We start from the raw sequence: 19,694 nt of genomic DNA on the forward strand, positions 1-19,694 counted from the left end.
CCCTCGAACGCGGACAAGGACGCAAACTCCCGAACCTCTTGATCCGGAGCTTGCGCCCGCGTGACGCGCTGTCAGCCTCAGGACGATCCATCTGGACCCGGCCAGGGTCCGTTGTCGCGGTCCAGGTCGAGATCGACTGCCCGGCTGTCGTTCTCGTAGGCCGCTTTTCGTTTTGCTTCCAAGCGGGCCAGGCTTTCCTGATTCATGGATTCCGCCAAGCGCCGGCCCTCTTCAACCGCCTCATCTTTCGCCGAGCGATCGCGGTACAGGTTCAGCAGATGCCGCAAGCCCTGCCGGGCGTCCTGCACGCTCGCCCCGGGATCAGCGAACGGCCAAAGGCGATAGACCTCGCGACTCAAGGCCGTCTCTAACTGAGTCCCGTCCGGTACTTGGCGCAAGTGGCTGCAGATTTCAACGGTGTCAAGCTCTTGTCGCTCTAATGCGAGGTCTAAAAGACGCCGCCGCAGGATATCGGTGTCGCGGTAGGCCAGCGCGATTTCCGCCAGTTCCTCGGCGTTTTCCAACAGTGTAGCCGGGTGATTAACCAATGTGGCGATCAGCGCCTGCTCCTGGCGGTGCTGCAATTGGCTGATCGGCTGGCGTACCCCGAGGGCTGGCGACAGGTTGCGCTCGCGCCCCTGCGGCGCCCAGCGGCCGCCCCCCTTGCCGCCACGTTGATTGCGGCCCTTGCTGCGCTGGAAGCCGAAGGCCTGGTCGAAGCGCTGCAGCATGTCCTGTTTGTAGGCCTGGGCGACGTCCGGTTGCTCGATCCGTTTGACGTCGTCCATCAGGGCCTGGCGCAGCCCGGCGCGGCGCTCCGGTGTGTCCAGCGGCCGCCCCTCGACCTGCTTCATCCACAACAGTTCGGCCAGGGGCCGGCCGCTGTCGACGATCTTGCGGAAGGCCTGCGGGCCCTGCGTGCTGACCAGGCTGTCCGGATCCTCGCCTTGCGGTAGCAGCGCGAAGCGCAGCGAGAAGCCGGGCTTCAATTGGGGCAGGGCGCGGTCGATCAGGCGGTAGCCGGCGCGCCGGCCGGCGCTGTCGCCGTCCAGGCAGACCACCGGCTCGTCGGCCAGGCGCCAAAGCTCGGCGATCTGGTCTTCCGTGATGGCGGTCCCAAGCGGGGCGACGGCCGCGGGGAACCCCGCCTGGGCGAGGGCGATCACGTCCATGTAGCCCTCGGTCACGATCAATTCGCCGGTGTCCCGCGCGGCGCGTCGGGCGCGGGCTAGGTTGTAGAGCACGCGCCCCTTGTGGAACAGCTCGCTTTCCGGGGAGTTCAGGTACTTCGCCTTGGCTTCGCCCATCGTGCGGCCGCCGAAGGCGATGACGTGACCGCGCCGGTCGGTGATCGGGAAGATCACCCGGTCGAACAGGTAGTCGCGTGGCGCCCCGCCGTCTTCCGGCTGCTTGATCAGGCCGGCCGCGACCAACTGGTCGTCCCGGATGCCGCGCGCGTGCATCGCCTGGCGTAGCGCGCCGCGCTGGCCGGGCGCGTAGCCCAGGCGGAAGGCCTCCCGCGTCTCGGCATCGATGCCGCGGCCGGCGAGATAGTCGCGCGCGGCCTGCCCGTCCTTGCCGGCCAGCTGCTGCTCGTACCAGCGGCAAGCCTCCTCGACGACGTCGTAGAGGCTGCTGCGCCGCTCCTCGCGCTGGCGCTCCTGCGGGGTTGCCTTGGGCACTTCCAGCCCGGCCTCGGCGGCCAGCTTCTCGACGGCTTCCGGGAACGACAGCCCCTCCTGTTCGACCACGAACGAGATGACGTCGCCGTGCGCGCCGCAGCCGAAGCAGTGGTAGAAGCCCTTGTCCTCGCTGACCGTGAAGGAGGGCGTCTTCTCGTTATGGAAGGGGCACAGGCCGGTGTGCTCGCGCCCGCGCTTGGTCAGGCGCACCTTGCGCCCGACCACGTCGGCGATCGGCACCATGGACCGGATGCGGTCGAGGAATTCCTGCGGAAAGGCCATGCGACTCGGGACTCACCTTCCTTGCGAGTCCGTCAGCCTAACAGGCCGTGCGGCAAATGCCGCCCTGTGGAAAACGGGGAAGATGGGGGTAGAAGCCATCGTCGCGGCTAGGTCAACCGCTCCTTGGCGACCTTGCTGGCCTTGGCGAAGTCCATCTGGCCGGCGAAGTCGGTACGCAGACGGGTCATTACCGCGCCCATGTCCTTCACCGAATCCGCGCCCAGCGCCTCGATCGTGTCGTCGACGGCCTGCCGGGTTTCCGCGTCGTCCAACTGGCGGGGCAGGAAGCGCTGCAGCACCGTGATCTCCTGCTCTTCCTTTTCCGCCAGGTCGTCGCGGCCGGCGTCGGCATAGGTCTTCGCCGCGTCGTGCGACTGCCGGACCATTTTCTGCAGCATCTGCCGGATCTGGTCGTCGCTGATGCCGTCGGAGTTGCCCTCGCTGCGCGCGGCGATGTCGCGGTCTTTCAGGGCCGCCAGGATCAGCCGCAGCGTCGCCGCGGTCCGGGCGTCGCGCGCCCGCAGGGCTTGCTTCAACGCGTCGTTCAGGTCGGTGCGGAGCATGGCACTCAAGGCCTCATCACATGACAAGGCGCGGCCGGCGCGTTTGACGCCTGCCGGGCATTGCCGTAAACGAACACCGCCGTTCGCTCCCGGCGGTCAAGAACCCGCGTGGTCGCCTTCTTCAGGAAGCGACGGCAGCGGGTTTGCCGCCGCCGTATATAGGGAACGGCAATCCCCAAGCAACCCCGTGGGTGCCGGTCGGCGCCCCGGCTCGACACCGTTCCACAGCAGCGATACGTCCCGGCCATGACCGCTTCCACCGCGCCCGCGCCCGCCACGAGCTCCGGCCAGCCGACCGCGCACCGGCCCCGCTGGGCCGACGCCGCGCTGGTGCTGGCAGATGGCACCGTGCTGTGGGGGCGTGGTGTTGGCGCGACCGGCGAGGCGATCGGCGAGGTCTGCTTCAACACCTCGATGACCGGCTACCAGGAGATCGTGACCGATCCCTCCTACGCCGGACAGATCATCACCTTCACCTTCCCGCACATCGGCAACGTCGGCGCCAACCGGGAGGATCTGGAAACCCAGCAGGCGGCCTGCCGCGGCGTGGTGCTGCGCGCCGACATCACCGAGCCGTCCAACTGGCGCTCGGTCGAGCACCTGGACGCCTGGCTGAAGAAGCAGGGCGTGGTCGGCATCGCCGGCCTGGACACCCGCCGGCTGGCGCGGCGGGTCCGCGACGCTGGCGCGCCGCACGGCGTGATCGTGCATGCGCCCGACGAGGCGATCGATGCCGACGTCGCCCGCGCCCGCGCCGCCGAGTGGCCGGGCCTGGCGGGCATGGACCTCGCCAAGGAGGTCACCTGCCGGCAGCTCTACCAGTGGGAGGAGACCACCTGGACGCTGGAGAACGGCTACGGCCGGCTGGTCGATCCCAAGTACAAGGTCGTCGCGGTCGACTACGGCGCCAAGCGCAACATCCTGCGCAACCTGGCCAATTTGGGCTGTCAGGTGACGGTGGTGCCGGCGACCGCGAGCACCGAGGACATCCTGCGCCACCAGCCCGACGGCGTGTTCCTGTCCAACGGCCCCGGCGACCCGTCGGCGACCGGCGCGTACGCGGTGCCGGCGCTCAAGGGCGTGCTCGAGACGGGCGTGCCGACCTTCGGCATCTGCCTGGGCCACCAGATCCTGGCGCTGGCGCTGGGTGCCCGGACCGAGAAGATGCACCTGGGCCACCGCGGCGCCAACCATCCGGTCAAGGATCTGCAGACCGGCCGGGTGGAGATCACCAGCCAGAACCACGGCTTCAAGGTCATCCCGGAGACGCTGCCGGACAAGGTCACGCCCAGCCATCGGAGCCTGTTCGATGGTTCCAACGAGGGCCTGCGGGTGGAAGACCGGCCGATCTTCTCCGTCCAGTACCACCCGGAAGCCAGCCCGGGCCCCCACGACAGCCACTACCTGTTCCAGCGCTTCGTCGAGATGATCGACGCGCACAAGGGGCGCTAGCGCCGGCGCTTCGCGGATAAAGACCGAAGGCTGGAATCGAAGACTTAGACCAGAGTGCGCCCCGTTGGGCGTCGGCTCTGGCCCTCTGTGGCGCTGTGGTTCCCGCGGCACCGGCGCGGATGCATAGCCGGTCCCCGCGCAGGGGCTTCCCTCGTCCGCGCGTCCGTGGCACATACGCGCCCTAGCCGACAGACCCTGCCTGATCGATGCCCCGCGCGCCCGCCCGTCCCTGGGTGGTCGCCGCGCGCGGGGCCAAACGCGCGCGAAAGCCAGCCATGCCCAAACGCACCGACCTCACGTCCATCCTGATCATCGGCGCCGGCCCGATCATCATCGGCCAGGCCTGCGAGTTCGACTACTCCGGCGCGCAGGCCTGCAAGGCGCTGAAGGAGGAGGGTTACCGGGTGATCCTGGTGAACTCCAACCCGGCGACGATCATGACCGATCCGGGCCTTGCCGATGCCACCTACATCGAGCCGATCGAGCCCGAGGTCGTCGCCCGCATCCTGGAGCGCGAGCGCCCGGACGCGATTCTGCCGACGATGGGCGGGCAGACCGGCCTCAACACCGGCATCGCGCTGTGGCGCGACGGTACGCTGCAGCGCCTGGGCGTGGAGATGATTGGCGCCAACGCCGACGTGATCGAGAAGGCGGAGGACCGCTGGCGCTTCCGTTCGGCGATGGAGGAGATCGGCCTGAAGAGCCCGCGCGCCCGGATCGTGCGCTCCTACGAGGAGGCGATGGCCGCGCGCGAGTACGTCGGCGTTCCGGCGATCATCCGGCCGTCCTACACGCTGGGCGGCACCGGCGGCGGCATCGCCTACAACGACGACGAATACGAGGAGATCGTGCGCAACGGCCTGCGCCTGTCGCCGGTCAACGAGATCCTGATCGAGCAGTCGGTGCTCGGCTGGAAGGAATACGAGATGGAGGTCGTCCGCGACCACGCGGACAACTGCATCATCGTCTGCGCGATCGAGAACATCGATCCGATGGGCGTGCACACCGGCGACAGCGTCACGGTCGCGCCGACCCTGACGCTGACCGACAAGGAATACCAGGTGATGCGCGACGCCTCGCTCGCCTGCCTGCGCGAGATCGGCGTCGACACCGGCGGCTCCAACGTCCAGTTCGCGGTCAATCCCGAGACCGGCGAGCTGGTGGTGATCGAGATGAACCCGCGCGTCTCGCGCTCCAGCGCGCTCGCCTCCAAGGCGACCGGCTTCCCGATCGCCAAGGTCGCGGCCAAGCTCGCGGTCGGCTACACGCTGGACGAGCTGGATAACGACATCACCAAGGTGACGCCGGCCTCCTTCGAGCCGACGATCGACTACGTCGTCACCAAGATGCCGCGCTTCACCTTCGAGAAGTTCCCGGGTGCGCAGCCCTACCTGACCACCGCGATGAAGTCGGTGGGCGAGGCGATGTCGATCGGCCGGACCTTCCAGGAGAGCCTGCAGAAGGCGTTCCGCTCGATGGAGACCGGCCTGTCCGGCCTGAACGACGTGGCCATCCCGGACGCGCTGGACGCGCAGGGGCAGGTCGACAAGGACGCGGTGCGCGCGGCCCTGTCCAAGCCCGCGCCCGACCGGCTGCTGACGATCGCGCAGGCGTTCCGTCACGGCCTCAGCTTGCGCGAGGTGCAGAGCGCCTGCCAGTTCGACCCCTGGTTCCTGCGCGAGGTGCAGCAGATCGTCGAGGCCGAGGAAGGCGTTCGGCGCGACGGCCTGCCAAGCGACCGGCAGGCCTTCCTGCGGCTGAAGAAGATGGGCTTCTCCGACGCCCGCCTGGCCGAGCTGACCGGGCAGAGCGAGCCCGCGGTCTCGGCCGCGCGCCGGGAGATCGGCCTGCGCCCGGTCTACAAGCGCGTCGACACCTGCGCGGCCGAGTTCCCGTCGCCGACGCCCTACATGTACGGCTGCTACGAGGGCGACGACCTGGACGCGGCGGAGAACGAGGCCGAGCCCTCGGACCGGCAGAAGGTGATGATCCTGGGCGGCGGTCCGAACCGGATCGGCCAGGGCATCGAGTTCGACTACTGCTGCGTCCACGCCGCCTACGCGCTGGAGGCCGCCGGCTACGAGACCATCATGGTCAACTGCAACCCCGAGACGGTCTCGACCGACTACGACACCTCCGACCGCCTGTACTTCGAGCCGCTGACGGCCGAGGACGTCGCCGAGATCGCCCACGTCGAGCAGTCGAACGGCACACTGGTCGGCGCGATCGTGCAGTTCGGCGGGCAGACGCCGCTCAAGCTGGCCGCGGATCTGCAGGCCGCCGGCGTGCCGATCCTGGGCACCCCGCCGGATGCGATCGACCGGGCGGAGGACCGCCAGCGCTTCCAGGAACTGCTCAACATCCTGGACCTGAAGCAGCCGGCCAACGGTCTGGCGACCAGCGAGGACGGCGCGGTGCAGGAGGCCGCGCGGATCGGCTATCCGGTGCTGCTGCGCCCCTCCTACGTCCTCGGCGGCCGGGCGATGGAGATCGTCCACGACGAGGCCGACCTGAAGCGCTACATCCAGAACGCCGTTTCGGTCTCCGGCAAGAACCCGGTGTTGATCGACAGCTACCTGGCGGACGCGATCGAGGTCGACGTCGATGCGCTCAGCGACGGCAAGGAGGTGTTCGTCGCCGGCATCATGGAGCACATCGAGGAAGCCGGCATCCACTCCGGCGACAGCGCCTGCGCCCTGCCGCCGCACAGTCTGCCGCAGGAGACGCTGGACGAGCTGGAGCGCCAGTCCCGCCAGCTGGCCCTGGAGCTGGGCGTGGTCGGGTTGATGAACGTGCAGTTCGCCGTGCTCGACGGCACGGTCTACCTCTTGGAGGTCAACCCGCGCGCCAGCCGTACCGTGCCGTTCGTCGCCAAGGCCACCGGCGTGCCGGTCGCCAAGATCGCCGCCCGGCTGATGGCCGGCGCCAAGCTGGCGGAGTTCCAGTTGCAGCGCACCAAGCGCGACCATGTCGCGGTCAAGGAGGCGGTCTTCCCGTTCGCCCGCTTCCCCGGCGTCGACGTCATCCTGGGGCCGGAGATGCGCTCGACCGGCGAGGTCATGGGCCTGGACGGCGACTTCCCGCGCGCCTTCGCCAAGGCGCAGATCGGCGCCGGGGTCAAGCTGCCGGAAAGCGGCACGGTGTTCATCTCCGTCAAGGATGGCCACAAGCCGGCGATGGCCGAGCTGGGCCGCGACCTGCTGGCGATGGGCTACCAGCTGGTCGCCACGGCCGGCACGGCGGACCACCTGCGCGCCGCCGGCCTGAAGGTCGAGGAGGTCAAGAAGGTCCGCGAGGGCCGGCCGCACATCGTCGACAAGATGAAGTCGGGCGAAGTGCAGATGATCTTCAACACCACCGAGGACAAGAAAGCGATCGCCGATTCCTTCTCGCTGCGGCGTACCGCGCTGACCAATGCCATCCCCTATTACACCACGGTGGCCGGATGCCGCGCCGTGACCCAGGCGATCCAGGCGATGCGTGCGGGTCAGCTTGAAGTCGCCCCCTTGCAGGCGTATTTTGAGAGGTCGTTCTAGCACGCCAGTTCGCGCCCGGTCGCCGGTCCGCCGGCTTCGGGGTGCGGGCATGGGCGGTGGGTTTCATCTCCATTTCGCGGGGCGTCCGGATCGGGCGCCGCGGGACAGGGACCGGCGGCCGCGCGCGGTGGCCGGCGCAGGGCCCGGCTTGGGGACCTCCGGGCCGATAGCCGGGACCGGGCGGACGGGGATGCGACGCACGCGAACGTGACGAACGGGGACGTGACGAAACGGCCGCGCCCGGCACCTGGCGCCGGGGACGGGGGCGGCGGACGACCTGCGCCCGACGAGGGGGCGCCACCACATCCCGGCGACCACGGCACTGGCGCCCGACGCGGCCCGGCGGTTTCCGTCGCGGCCAACGGCGGGCGTGTCCATTCACCGACGACCAGACGCAGTCGAACGCGAGTATGCGAGCGAAATGAACAAGGTACCGATGACGGCGGAAGGCTATAACAAGCTCCACGAAGAGCTGAAGTACCTCCGCTCGACCGCACGCCCGGAGGTCATTCAGGCGATCGCCGAGGCGCGCGAGCACGGCGACCTGTCCGAGAACGCGGAATACCACGCCGCCCGCGACCGGCAGTCGTTCATCGAGGGGCGCGTGGCCGAGATCGAGGACATGCTCGCGCGCGCGGAGGTGATCGACGTCTCCAAGCTGTCCGGCGACACGGTGAAGTTCGGCGCCACCGTCACGGTCGCCGACGAGGACACCGACGAGGAGACCACCTACCAGATCGTCGGCGAGCACGAGGCCGATGTGAAGACCGGCCGCATCGCGGTCACGAGCCCGATCGCCCGCGCCCTGATCGGCAAGGCCAAGGGCGATTCGGTCGAGGTCGAGACCCCGCGCGGCCAGAAGTTCTACGAGATCGAACAGGTCGAGTTTAAGTAGGCCCAGGGTCGCTAGGCGGTCTCGTCACGCGGGCTCGCCACGTGGGCTCGCCACGTGGGCTCGCCAGACGGCCCCGCGCCCGCGCGTCCTGATCCCGCCCGTCCTGATCAAGCGTCCCCGGATCGCCAGGCCCGGTCCGGGGACGTTTTCGTGTCCGCGCCCGGGCGCGCCACGCGCGCGCAGTACGCCCGCGCCCGCTTTGCCAGGGCGCCTGCGCGGGCGCCATGCGGGGCCGCCCCATCGCCGGCACACAGCCCTCACAGCCCGGCCCCTTGGCGCCCCCGCGCCCGGGCGCCATACTCCGCCGCCAGTTAATTCCGACGCGCCCCGGACAGCCGGGCGCGCCCATACGCTGACGCCATCAAGGAGACGCCCGCCATGCCCCGCCTGCTCGCCGCCGCCCTGCTCCTCGGCCTGCTGAGCCTCAGCGCCTGCAACACGATGGAGGGCTTCGGCCAGGACCTGAGCAACCTCGGCAACGAGATCGAGGGCGAGGCGGAAGAGCACGACTAGCCTGTCCCTCTCGCGCGCAGCCCGCCCGCCCGTCCGCGCCAGCGGCCTTGTGATCCCCCCGGAGCACGATCAAACGCCCCGCAGCCGCCCGCCCCGGGTTGCGCGCGACCGCCCGTGTGCGCGATAAGCGGTGGGGCAGGGCGCATGCCCTGCGCACGTTTATCCCGGCCCTATTCCGGCCGGCACGTCAGGCGGGTTGCGACGGGCTGTCCCACCCGTCTCGCTTGACAATTGGGGGCCCGTAGTTCACCGCTCTAAAACTCTGTCATGCGCTGCACTGATCGCCAAGGTCGGCAAGATTCGTGTAGTGAAAATCCGGCGGTCCGAGGCCTCGCACGTGCAACCTCATACTTTAACATCACCTAGGTCCGGTTATTTTTCTGCTGTGGACACAACGAATCATAGAAGACAGTTGAATCAATAATCGGATCCTGCGAGGCTATAATTAGGCACCAACCCACTTCAAGTTTATCTTGAGAATGAGTTTGTAAAAAATATGCATTTAGGAAAAATCAAGATTCGGAATTTTCGGCGCTTGGCAAACGTAAATATTGATCTTGATCGGGATATATCTATCTTCGTAGGCGCAAATAATAGCGGTAAAACGTCGGTTGCCCATGCTATAAACTTTTTTGTAAACGCTTCCCGTGACCGCGTCAGTTTTCACGATATTAGTGCATGCCGTTGGAAGGATATCGACGCTTTTGAGGCTGAGGCCGGGGGTGCCTCACTGCCGGTGCTGTCGCTCGATCTGTGGTTCGTCGTCGAACAAGCCGATCTTCACCGTGTACTCGATCTGCTTCCTCGCCTCGAATGGGAGGGATCACAGGTCGGGGTTCGCATCGCTTTTGCGCCGCGCAACGAAGACGATACATTGGCACGTTTCAATGAACGACACCAAAAGGCGCAAGACGCTGTTGCGGATATGGAAACGCCCGAAGGCCAAGAGCCTTATATCGCGCCGCCGCGGTCGCTCCGTGAGTTTCTCGAAGGGGAATTGGGAAAAGAGTACGAGTTTAAGTATTTCGTCCTTGATGAAGCACAGTTCGACAATGATCTAGAGCCCAAAGATGATTATGAGCCGCAGGAATTGCTGCGTGAACAGGGGCGGACCGGCAAGGAGATCATTGGCTCCCTGCTCAAGGTCGACTTCCTCCATGCCCAACGGCATCTTTCGGATAGTGAAGGCGGTAGCCGTGCCGAGGAACTCTCCAGACACCTGAGCCGCTATTACCAGCGCAACCTGCAACGTCACGAGGAAGACCAGAAAGCGGTAAGAGCGCTGGCTGAGTCGGAGGCGCAGCTAAACGAGCACCTGCGTCAGGTGTTCGCCGACACGCTGGAGCGTCTCGCGCAATTGGGGTATCCGGGGCTGACCAACCCGCGCCTAATGATCAAGTCTGCGCTCAATCCGGCGACAGTGATGAACAGTCAGGACGGTGCACATGTTCACTATGCACTGAACGATGAGGGGTGACGCTTCCGGACAAGTATAACGGACTTGGCTTCAAAAACCTGATCTACATGGTCGTTGAGCTGCTCGATCTTCACGCGCAATGGGTCTCAACGGAAGAAAAGCGTCCGCCGATTCACTTGATCTTTGTCGAAGAGCCAGAAGCGCACCTTCATGCGCAACTGCAACAGGTGTTCGTCAATAAAGTCCGGGAAACCCTCGCAGAAAAAGACGATGCGCCAAATGGTTTCCACACACAAATCGCCCTATCAACGCATTCGCCGCACATTTCATATGAACGGGGCTTTCAGCCGATCCGCTACTTCCGGCGCGAGGGCGCCGGTACGCAGCAGGCATCGACAGTCCTGAACCTGTCGGCGTTCTACCAGAAAACCGGCAACCCAAGCCGGGATTTCCTGGAAAGATATTTGAAGCTTACACATTGCGACTTGTTCTTCGCCGATGCTGCAGTGCTCGTGGAGGGCAATGTCGAGCGGTTGATCATGCCGCAAATGATCGCGAAGACGGCGCCCGGCCTGCGGTCCTGCTACCTCAGTGTTCTGGAAATCGGTGGTGCTTACGCACACCTATTCCGCACGCTCATCGAGTTTCTTGGGATAACGACGCTGATCGTGACCGATTTGGATAGCGTGACTGCTCCTGTGGCGGCCTGCAAAGGGGAAGAGTTCGAACCGGCGGAGGCTAAAGATGACGAGGATGCCGCAGTCGGTAGGACCTGCACGCCGGAAACACCGGACTCCGTGACCTCAAACCAAATGCTTAAGCAGTGGCTTCCGAGAAGAATCAATATCGACGACTTGCTGGCCGCCGATGCCGCGGCCAAGACCATCCCGGGCGATGCAAACGGCTTGGGTTCTGTTCGTGTGACCTATCCGTACACGGTGAATCTGACGCAAGGCGACAAGCATTTTGAGTGTGCCGGTCGCACGCTCGAAGTTGCCTTCGCTTTCGACAATCTCGAATGGACCCAGGAATACGACAATCGGGATCTCAATTTGCGGGTCCACGCGCCGCAAAACCTCCAAGACCTTGCATTGAAGCTGCACAAAAGGGTGCACGGTTCGAACTACAAGAAGACGGATTTCGCCCTCGCATTACTCACCAAAGACCCTGATGACTGGACCGTCCCCCGCTATATTTCGGAGGGCCTGCAATGGCTCGAAGAAACACTCGGCGTTTCTGAGCAAAAGGACGATGAGTCCAAGGACGTTGCCAAATGACAAGTCGTATCGGGAAGCCCAATACAAAGACCGATACAGACCTTCACGAGCGGCTTGCCAGTGACGGTAACCGCCACTTTGTAATGGTAGCTGGTGCCGGATCGGGAAAGACAACATCGCTCGTAAAAGCATTGGCACAGATCGAGCGTACACAGGGAGCGTCGCTGCGGCGGAACGGGCAGCAGGTTGCTTGTATCACCTATACCGAAGTGGCCGTCGAGGAAATTCGTAGTGACGTGGGCAATGACGATCTTTTCCACGTTTCGACGATTCACAGCTTTCTCTGGAGCGTTATCAAGCCGTTCCAGAACAATCTTCGGGAGTGGGTAAAAGGCAGACTGCATGAGAAGACTGCAGAAGAGCAGGAAAAGATAGATAAGCCCAGAACAAGACAGGCGACGAAAACGCGTGCCGCCGAGAATATCGAGCGATATCGGATTCAGCTAGGCGAGATTGGTAATGTCAAGGGTTTTCGCTACGGCACCGGTAGTGATTACACTAATGGAGTCCTCGGCCACAGTGACATTCTGAGGATTGGCCCTGCATTCATCCATGACCATGCTTTAATGCGCAGTGTCTTGACTCAGCGCTTTCCCGTTATCTTTGTTGACGAAAGCCAGGATAGCGACCCTGCCTTTGTTGAGGCGCTGCGCCGCTTGGCGAGAGAAACGCCTCAAGGGTTTTGTCTCGGTTTCTTCGGTGATCCGGTCCAGAAAATCTATATGCAGGGGGCCGGTTCGATCGAGCACGAAGACGGATGGGAAACGCTGGAAAAGCCGGAGAATTTCAGGTGCCCGCAGGCTGTGCTGCGCGTAATCAACCGCATTAGGGCCGAAGATGACGGGTTGGAGCAAACGCGCGGACGCCACGAAAACGTCAACGGTGAAGATGTCCCTGTAGAGGGCACGGCACGGGTTTTGATCTTGCCCGCCGACGATCGACGACAAGAGCGGCTTGAAAACGCGCGCAGATGGCTTGCGCATCAGGACAGAGACCGCGGTTGGCTAGGAAGTGAAGACGAGGAAGCGCTACGGCTCCTTGTGCTGGTCCACCGTATGGCAGCTGCTCGGTTGGGATTTCCAAGCCTGTACAGCGCCCTCAACGACAAATCATCGGAAGATCTGAGTTCAGGCTTGATCGATGGCACTGCTTGGGTCGTTCGTCCTTTTCTCTCTTACGTTATGCCGGTCGCGCTCGCGCGTAAGGAGAAGCGCGAGTTCGAGATCATGCGGCTGCTCCGTACACATAGTCCTCGGTTCCAGCCCAAGGCCGTGGCCGGCGCAGATACTGCGGGGTTCTTGAATGCGCTGCAGAATGATATCGCCGAGCTGGTGGCAATGCTTGAACCCGGCAGTGGTGCGCGTATCGGCGATGTCGTAAATTTTTTGCAAGCAAACAACTTATTAGAGTTAGACGAGCGATATGGTGCGCTCATCCAGACCTTTGCCGAGTCCGAAGGACAGGTAACCGATCCGGCACCCGAGAATGCAACGCTGCGTTTCATGCAATGCGATGCGTCCGAATTGTGGGGCTACCTGAAATACATCGAAAAGCTCTCGCCCTTCGCCACACAGCAGGGCATCAAGGGGGCGGAATTCGAAAAGGTTCTCGTCGTGGTTGACGATCAAGAGAGTCGTTCGAACGCGTTCTCCTACGGCAAATATTTTGGCGTGACCCAGCTTTCCGACACGGATCAGGCTCACATCGATGCCGGACGGGATTCCGTGATCGGCCGAACGCTCCGATTATTCTATGTTTGCTGTTCGCGAGCGCTGTCTGATCTTGTCGTGATCATTTTTGCAGAAGATACAACGCGCATGCGAGATGCGATCACTAGGAAGGCGTTCTTCGAGCCGGACTGTGTCAGCATATTTGACGATTGATAAATTCGCTGCAAAAATAAATTATATGACTAATATATTGTGCGTACCGTTAACGACGACTTTTGGGCATTTGAGGCTGGCACTTCTATGCTGTTCTGCACAGTCGCCTGCTTCCGTGGTGTTTCCAGGGATAAGAAACGTCTTGGGCTTCGTTGGGCAAAGGCTCTGATGTGTCGTTTTGGGGCCGGAGTTGAAATCTACGGTCTTCAGGTTGATAGTTGGGGCCTTGAGGTCTTTAAAACCTTCGCCATGCCTCGTGGGTGACTGTGACGACTGAAACTGATATAGCCCACATGCCCACTTTTGCTGCTGGTCACCCAATGGCCACATATTACAGCGCGGGCATGCATAAAACGCTGAGTTTTCAGTATGAAGGGCCCGTAGTTCAGCGGTCAGAACGCACCGCTCATAACGGTGTTGTCCCAGGTTCGAATCCTGGCGGGCCCACCATGTTATCAAATCCGTACGTTCGGTGTTCTGGGCGGCTAAGGATATAAAGTAGTCGACGGAGCGCGTCTCAGCCGTCTTTTTCCAGAAGTGCGATTATCGGCCGAAAGACGCGATCGCGCCCGCCCCGCCCCTTGATCGCGCCGGCGATTCCGGCCACACGACGGCGTCATGGGTGTGCAGGGATCTTCGGGAGAGTACGACGTCCTCGTGCTGGGCGGCGGCGCGGCGGGGTTGATGTGTGCGCGCGTCGCCGGGCAGCGCGGCCGGCGCGTGGCGGTGGTCGAGCACATGCCCGAGGTGGGGAAGAAGATCCTGATCTCCGGCGGCGGGCGCTGCAACTTCACCAATCTGGAGATCGCCGCCGTCCACGCCTCCCTCTACAACCATTTCAACCACAACCGCCATCTGACCAGCCGGACGATGTTCAAGGCCAACCGATCAGCTGCTCTGGCTGAATGGCAGCAACTGACCGCCTGAATCCCTTCGCAAACCCGCCATACGGAGACCGGTTCGCATCCCCCTGACGGCACCGTTTGAGGGGATCAGGCCAACATCAGAGTCGAGTATGGATGCGGTATCCGGGCGCGTAAGTTAGCCGAACGGTTGTGACAGCGTCCGCCTTGTACCAGGTCGTTCGGTCGATCACGAACACGGGGACGCAGGGGTCTATGTGAAGGAGCGCGGCCTCGGCATCGCTGGCGGCTTGAGCCGAAAACGCGATGTCGCCGTGGGTATAGCTCGCGTGGGTCACCAGCCACTCGTTCGCGCTGATCCGCGTGAAGTCCGCCTTCGCCGCCATGGGCACGATCGCGAGATTGATCCAGCGGTCCTCGATCGCGAGCGGGCGCCCGTCCGCCGAATGCACCGAGAGCACGCGTTGCGTGGGGTCGTCGCGCCGCAGACCCATGGCCTCCCGGATCGCGCTCGGCGGCACGGCGTCCTCGCGTATCTTCAGGGCATAGCTGTAGGTCTGGCCGCGGGCCTCGACCTCCCGCCGGATGATTGGGATGTCCAGGGTAGCCTTGCCGCCCGGGTGCAGCGCCACGCGCGTGCCCGCCCGGCGACGCCGGTCCAGGATTCCCGCCTCCGCGAGCGCGCGCAGCGCCCGGTTGACGGTGCCGCGTGCACAGCCGAACTCGCGCGCCAATTCGTCTTCTCGCGGGATCGCGTCCCCGGGCTTCCATCGCCGTTCCCGGATCCGCTCGAGCACTTCCTCGTGCACAGCCTGCCAGCTGTTGAGGCGCCGCTCCCTATTCACGACGTTTCCCGGCTCATAGTTTGTCGCGTAACTGGACGATGGCGCTTGCGTAGGCCCGTTGGATCTCGTCCCGGTGAATGTGCCGACCCTGCCTGACCACGTGCCGTCCCCCCGTCCAGACGTCGCGCACGGCACGGTCGTCGCCCGCGAAGATATGCATGTCGAGCAGGCCATCCCCCGTGACTCCGGCCATGTCCGGGTGCCCTGTATCCAGGGCGACGAGATCAGCCCAGGCACCCGGTTGGATCGCGCCGGACTCGCGGCCCGCGGCCTGGGCGCCGCCGGCGCAGACCGCGTCGAATATATACCGACCCGTCGAGCGTTCGGGCGAGGCTAAGACCGCACGGTTCCGGTCTCGCAGCCTCTGAGAGTATTCCAGCGTGCGGAGCTCCTCGGCCAGGGAAATCCTGATGTTGGAATCCGACCCGACGGCGATCGCGCCGCCGGCTTCCGACCAGCGTGTTCCATCGAACGTGCCGTCGCCCAGGTTGGATTCCGTGATCGGGCATAAACCGGCGGTCGCGCCAGTGGCCGCCAGCGCCCGGGTTTCCTCCGGCGTCATCTGGGTGCAATGGATCAGACACCAGCGCGCCGAGACCTCGGCGTTGTCGAGCAGCCAGGCCACCGGACGTTGGCCGTGAGCGGCCTGGACCTCGTCGACCTCGGCTTGTTGTTCGGCCAAATGCATGTGCACCGGACCGTCTTCGGCGACCGCCACCGTGCGGGACAAGCCTTCGGGGTCGACCGCGCGCAGACTGTGCGGAGCGACCCCCAGGCGCGCGTCCGTTGGCAGTGCCCCCAGAGCCGCATGGCTTTCCGCGACCAGCCTTTCGAAGCGGTCCGGATCGTTGCCGAACCGACGCTGCCCGTCGGCCAGCGGCCGCCGGTCACAGCCGCCGAATTGGTAGTGCACCGGTAACAGGGTCAGGCCAATCCCGCTGGTGGCGGCAGCGGCGGCGATCCGTTCCGCCATCTCGGCTAGGTGGTCGTAGGGCGTGCCGTCGGGGCCGTGGTGCAGGTAGTGAAACTCGACGTTGGTGGCATAGCCGGCTTCCAGCATTTCCATCTGCACGAACGCGGCGATCGCTTCGACCTGATCGGGATCGAGTTGCCCCAGGAAGCGATACATCAACCGCCGCCAGGTCCAGAAGGAATCCTTGCCGCCCTCACCACGCGCCTCGCTCAGACCCGCCATGGCGCGCTGGAAGGCGTGGCTGTGCACGTTCGCGGGCGCGGGCAACAACAAGTCGACCGTGTGGGTGGCCGCGGCAGTGCGGTTGGTCTGGACGGCCGCGATACGACCGTCGGCGCCGATTTGGACGCACACGCCGCGGGCCCAGCCGCTCGGGAGAAGGGCATGATCCGCCCGAATGATGGTCATGGGCTCCTCGGTTGACAAGCCAATATGTGCATACATAATAGCACGAACGGCTTCCAACGAAGAAGATCATTTGTTTTTTGTTTATTTGGTAAGATGAATTGACGGAGGCGGTAGAGGTGGCGTCATTGATCTCGGCCAGTGGTTGCAGGGCGAACGTGAAGTAGAGTTGAGGAGAACTTGCGTAGAGTACGGGATCGTACGCCTGTTAACGGTCGATCGAGCGGGCCTGAAGGGGGCTGGGCGCACGATTCTAGGGATCCGTAAAGGAGAGGCACATCGGAAGGCCGCTTGTCTAAGGCGCGGGTATTCCAAGGCCGATCATCCGCCGATCATCCAGGGACGCGACGTAAGCAAGGGACTGACCTGCCATGCTTCTTCGAAATGCTCGGATCGCCACCATGCAGCCCGGCATGCGCTACGGGTTGATCGACGCCGGTGCGCTCGTCATCCGGGACGGGCGGGTCGCCTGGGTGGGCCAGGACGCGGATCTGCCCGCTGAATGGGCCGACACTGCGGCGGAGGACCTGGACGGGCGGCTGGTCACGCCCGGCCTGATCGACTGTCACACCCACATCGTTCACGGCGGCGACCGCGCCGGGGAGTTCGAGCGCCGGCTCGAGGGCGCAAGCTATCAAGACATCGCGCGCGCTGGCGGAGGCATCGCCTCCACCGTGCGGGCGACGCGGAAGGCTGACGAGAGCGACCTGCTGGCGGGCGCGCTTCGCTTCGCCGACGCGCTGATCGCCGAAGGTACCAGCGTGATCGAGGTGAAATCGGGCTATGGCCTCGACGTGGAGACGGAACTGCGCATGCTGCGCGCCGCCCGCGCGATCGAGGCCGCGCGACCGGTACGCGTGCGCACCAGCTTCCTCGGCGCGCACGCCGTGCCGCCGGAATACAAGGATAAGCCCGACCAATATATCGACGAAGTGTGTCTGCCGGCCCTTGATGCTGCCGCTGCGGAAGGTCTGGTCGACGCGGTCGACGGCTTTTGCGAGGGGATCGCGTTCGACAGCGATCAAATCGCGCGGGTATTCGACCGCGCTGCTGCTCACGGCCTTCCTGTGAAACTTCACGCCGAGCAGCTGTCGCACACCGGCGGTACCGCGCTTGCCGCGCGCTACGGCGCGCTTTCGGCCGATCACGTGGAACACGCCACGACCGATGACGCGCGGGCGCTCGCGGATGCGGGTAGCGTCGCCGTACTGATCCCTGGCGCGTTCTATACCCTGCACGAGACCCAGATGCCGCCGGTCGCGGCCTTTCGGGAGGTGGGGGTAGCGATGGCGCTTGCTAGCGACTGCAACCCGGGCTCCTCGCCCCTGGCATCGCTGCTAATGACGCTGAACATGGGCTGCACGCTCTTTCGCCTGACGCCCGCGGAGGCGCTGGCCGGCGTCACGCGAAACGCCGCCCGCGCGCTTGGGCTGAAAGACACTGGCGTAATCGCCCCCGGCATGCGCGCCGACCTCGCCGTGTGGGACGTCACGCAGCCGGCCGAGTTGGCCTACCGGATCGGGTTCAACCCGCTGCACCGCCGCATATTCCAGGGGCAGGCATGACCGTCACCCTCACCCCTGGCACGACGCGGATCGATTGCCTGGAGCGCATCTGGCGCGCGGGTGCCGCGGCGAGGCTCGATCGCGATGTCAAACCGGCGGTGGAAGCCGCGCGCGCGGTGGTGCAGCACGCCGCGACCGGCGAGGAGCCGGTTTACGGGGTGAACACCGGTTTCGGCAAGCTGGCGAGCGTGAAGATCGAACCCGGCGAGACGACCACCCTGCAGCGCAACCTGATCTTGTCCCACTGTTGCGGCGTGGGCGCGCCACTGGAGCCGGCCACGGTTCGGCTGATGATGGCGCTCAAGCTTCTGTCGTTGGGGCGCGGCGCCTCGGGCGTGGCGTGGTCGACGGTCGAGTTGATCGAGGAGATGCTGACCCACGGTGTCACGCCGGTGATCCCGGACCAGGGTTCCGTCGGCGCCTCTGGCGACCTGGCGCCGCTCGCGCACATGGCCGCCGTGATGATCGGCGAGGGCGAGGCCTGGCACGAGGGCAACCGCATGCCAGGCGCCCAGGCGCTGACCAATGCGGGCCTGACGCCGATCACGCTGGGGCCAAAGGAAGGGCTGGCGCTGATCAACGGCACGCAGTTCTCCACCGCCTGCGCGCTCGTTGGATTGTGGGAGGGGTGGCGCTGCGCCCAGGCCGCGGCGGTTACCGCCGCGTGTGCCACCGACGCGATCATGGGCTCGACCGCGCCGCTGCAGCCGGCCCTACACGCCCTGCGCGGCCACCCCGGTCAGATCGAGGCGGCGGCGACCCAGCGCGCTCTGATGGCCGGGAGCGAGATCCGCGAGAGCCATCGCGAGGGCGATGCCCGCGTGCAGGACCCTTACTGCATCCGCTGCCATGCGCAAGTGACGGGTGCCGTGCTCGACCTGCTGCGCGCGGCGGCGCGCACGCTGGAGACGGAAGCGAACGCGGCGACCGACAACCCTCTGGTCCTGGTCGACGCCGATCACCCGGGTGGCGGCAGAATCGTCTCCGGCGGCAACTTCCACGCCGAGCCTGTGGGCTTCGCCGCCGACCAGATCGCACTCGCGCTCGCCGAGATCGGCGCCATCGCGCAGCGTCGGGTGGCGCTGATGGTGGACCCGAACCTGAGTTGCGACCTGCCGCCGTTTCTGACCCCAGCGCCCGGGCTGAACTCCGGCCTGATGATCGCCGAGGTTACGACAGCCGCGCTAATGAGCGAGAACAAGCATCTCGCCAATCCCTGCACGACCGATAGCACGCCGACCTCGGCGAACCAGGAGGATCACGTCAGCATGGCGGCCCACGCCGCCCGGCGGTTGTCGCGGATGACCGCAAACCTCTCGACGATCCTTGGGGTCGAGGCGATCTGCGGTGCCCAGGGCATCGAGTTCCGGGCGCCCTTGCGGACAAGCGCGCGCTTGCAGGCCGCGGTGGCGCGGTTGCGCGTGGATGTACCCGCGATCGAGATGGACCGCTACATGGCGCCCGATCTGGAGGCCGCCGCCGCGCTGGTGCGCGATGGTGAGCTGGCGCGAGCGGCGGAGTTGGAGATGGCGTTGTGAGCGGC

Annotated in this window: 14 protein-coding genes and 1 tRNA gene; 11 read left to right on the forward strand and 4 right to left on the reverse strand. The window is 65.0% G+C overall.

The features are described from left to right. Positions 1-77 precede the first annotated feature (77 nt). The gene (gene dnaG, locus RHOSA_RS20400) at positions 78-1,964 is read right to left on the reverse strand and encodes a DNA primase (protein ID WP_051431790.1); all 1,887 of its coding nucleotides are present in this window, start codon (positions 1,962-1,964) and stop codon (positions 78-80) included. Positions 1,965-2,071: 107 nt separating this feature from the next. Beyond that, positions 2,072-2,527 carry a GatB/YqeY domain-containing protein gene (locus RHOSA_RS0104380; protein WP_027287725.1) on the reverse strand — a complete coding sequence of 152 codons (456 nt, stop codon included), beginning with the start codon at positions 2,525-2,527 and terminating at the stop codon, positions 2,072-2,074. Between the two features lie 246 nt (positions 2,528-2,773). On the opposite strand from RHOSA_RS0104380, the gene carA reads away from it, so the two are divergent. The 9 genes from carA (at position 2,774) to RHOSA_RS0104420 (ending at position 14,427) form a co-directional block, all read left to right on the forward strand. Next, positions 2,774-3,979 carry a glutamine-hydrolyzing carbamoyl-phosphate synthase small subunit gene (gene carA, locus RHOSA_RS0104385; protein ID WP_027287726.1) on the forward strand — a complete coding sequence of 402 codons (1,206 nt, stop codon included), beginning with the start codon at positions 2,774-2,776 and terminating at the stop codon, positions 3,977-3,979. A 275-nt stretch (positions 3,980-4,254) separates the two neighbouring features. Then, the gene (carB, locus tag RHOSA_RS0104390; RefSeq protein WP_027287727.1) at positions 4,255-7,515 is read left to right on the forward strand and encodes a carbamoyl-phosphate synthase large subunit; all 3,261 of its coding nucleotides are present in this window, start codon (positions 4,255-4,257) and stop codon (positions 7,513-7,515) included. 421 nt (positions 7,516-7,936) lie between these two features. Beyond that, positions 7,937-8,410 carry a transcription elongation factor GreA gene (gene greA, locus RHOSA_RS0104395; protein ID WP_027287728.1) on the forward strand — a complete coding sequence of 158 codons (474 nt, stop codon included), beginning with the start codon at positions 7,937-7,939 and terminating at the stop codon, positions 8,408-8,410. 378 nt (positions 8,411-8,788) lie between these two features. Next, entirely contained in the window at positions 8,789-8,923 is a 135-nt protein-coding gene (locus RHOSA_RS24610) for an entericidin A/B family lipoprotein (RefSeq protein ID WP_081728458.1), read from the forward strand. Positions 8,924-9,419: 496 nt separating this feature from the next. After that, positions 9,420-10,400 (forward strand): AAA family ATPase, encoded by a 981-nt coding sequence (locus RHOSA_RS25860; protein ID WP_200372088.1) that lies wholly within the window; start codon positions 9,420-9,422, stop codon positions 10,398-10,400. Then, the gene (locus RHOSA_RS25865; protein ID WP_200372087.1) at positions 10,397-11,617 is read left to right on the forward strand and encodes an ATP-dependent nuclease; all 1,221 of its coding nucleotides are present in this window, start codon (positions 10,397-10,399) and stop codon (positions 11,615-11,617) included. Before RHOSA_RS25860 ends, RHOSA_RS25865 begins: the two co-directional genes overlap by 4 nt. Next, entirely contained in the window at positions 11,614-13,500 is a 1,887-nt protein-coding gene (locus tag RHOSA_RS0104410) for a UvrD-helicase domain-containing protein (protein ID WP_027287729.1), read from the forward strand. The genes RHOSA_RS25865 and RHOSA_RS0104410 overlap by 4 nt, the downstream gene beginning before the upstream one ends. 374 nt (positions 13,501-13,874) lie before the next feature. After that, positions 13,875-13,950 (forward strand) — tRNA-Ile (locus tag RHOSA_RS0104415). A gap of 168 nt (positions 13,951-14,118) precedes the next feature. Continuing rightward, a complete protein-coding gene (locus RHOSA_RS0104420) occupies positions 14,119-14,427 on the forward strand; it encodes an NAD(P)/FAD-dependent oxidoreductase (protein ID WP_027287730.1) in 309 nt (102 codons plus the stop codon). Between the two features lie 76 nt (positions 14,428-14,503). Here RHOSA_RS0104420 and hutC read toward each other — a convergent pair whose 3' ends face one another. Both hutC and RHOSA_RS0104430 read right to left on the reverse strand, forming a co-directional pair. Further along, positions 14,504-15,172, reverse strand: coding sequence for a histidine utilization transcriptional repressor HutC (gene hutC, locus RHOSA_RS0104425; protein ID WP_027287731.1), 669 nt, complete (start codon positions 15,170-15,172; stop codon positions 14,504-14,506). Positions 15,173-15,221: 49 nt separating this feature from the next. After that, positions 15,222-16,589: a formimidoylglutamate deiminase gene (locus RHOSA_RS0104430; RefSeq protein WP_027287732.1), complete on the reverse strand. Its 1,368-nt coding sequence runs from the start codon at positions 16,587-16,589 to the stop codon at positions 15,222-15,224. Positions 16,590-16,957: 368 nt separating this feature from the next. Here RHOSA_RS0104430 and hutI point away from each other — a divergent pair, with 368 nt between their 5' ends. Together hutI and hutH are read left to right on the forward strand one after the other, a co-directional pair. Next, positions 16,958-18,151, forward strand: coding sequence for an imidazolonepropionase (hutI, locus tag RHOSA_RS0104435; protein ID WP_027287733.1), 1,194 nt, complete (start codon positions 16,958-16,960; stop codon positions 18,149-18,151). Beyond that, positions 18,148-19,689, forward strand: coding sequence for a histidine ammonia-lyase (gene hutH, locus RHOSA_RS0104440; RefSeq protein ID WP_027287734.1), 1,542 nt, complete (start codon positions 18,148-18,150; stop codon positions 19,687-19,689). The genes hutI and hutH overlap by 4 nt, the downstream gene beginning before the upstream one ends. Positions 19,690-19,694: the final 5 nt, after the last annotated feature.

Origin of the sequence: Rhodovibrio salinarum DSM 9154, assembly GCF_000515255.1 — a bacterium.
GTDB classification, from domain to species: domain Bacteria; phylum Pseudomonadota; class Alphaproteobacteria; order Kiloniellales; family Rhodovibrionaceae; genus Rhodovibrio; species Rhodovibrio salinarum.

Bases quoted from the DNA above. Each gene is read 5' to 3' on its own strand.
- dnaG (WP_051431790.1), bottom strand. From the start codon at position 1,964: ATGGCCTTTCCGCAGGAATTCCTCGACCGCATCCGGTCCATGGTGCCG.
- RHOSA_RS0104380 (WP_027287725.1), bottom strand. From the start codon at position 2,527: ATGCTCCGCACCGACCTGAACGACGCGTTGAAGCAAGCCCTGCGGGCG.
- carA (WP_027287726.1), top strand. From the start codon at position 2,774: ATGACCGCTTCCACCGCGCCCGCGCCCGCCACGAGCTCCGGCCAGCCG.
- carB (WP_027287727.1), top strand. From the start codon at position 4,255: ATGCCCAAACGCACCGACCTCACGTCCATCCTGATCATCGGCGCCGGC.
- greA (WP_027287728.1), top strand. From the start codon at position 7,937: ATGAACAAGGTACCGATGACGGCGGAAGGCTATAACAAGCTCCACGAA.
- RHOSA_RS24610 (WP_081728458.1), top strand. From the start codon at position 8,789: ATGCCCCGCCTGCTCGCCGCCGCCCTGCTCCTCGGCCTGCTGAGCCTC.
- RHOSA_RS25860 (WP_200372088.1), top strand. From the start codon at position 9,420: ATGCATTTAGGAAAAATCAAGATTCGGAATTTTCGGCGCTTGGCAAAC.
- RHOSA_RS0104410 (WP_027287729.1), top strand. From the start codon at position 11,614: ATGACAAGTCGTATCGGGAAGCCCAATACAAAGACCGATACAGACCTT.
- RHOSA_RS0104420 (WP_027287730.1), top strand. From the start codon at position 14,119: ATGGGTGTGCAGGGATCTTCGGGAGAGTACGACGTCCTCGTGCTGGGC.
- RHOSA_RS0104430 (WP_027287732.1), bottom strand. From the start codon at position 16,589: ATGACCATCATTCGGGCGGATCATGCCCTTCTCCCGAGCGGCTGGGCC.
- hutI (WP_027287733.1), top strand. From the start codon at position 16,958: ATGCTTCTTCGAAATGCTCGGATCGCCACCATGCAGCCCGGCATGCGC.
- hutH (WP_027287734.1), top strand. From the start codon at position 18,148: ATGACCGTCACCCTCACCCCTGGCACGACGCGGATCGATTGCCTGGAG.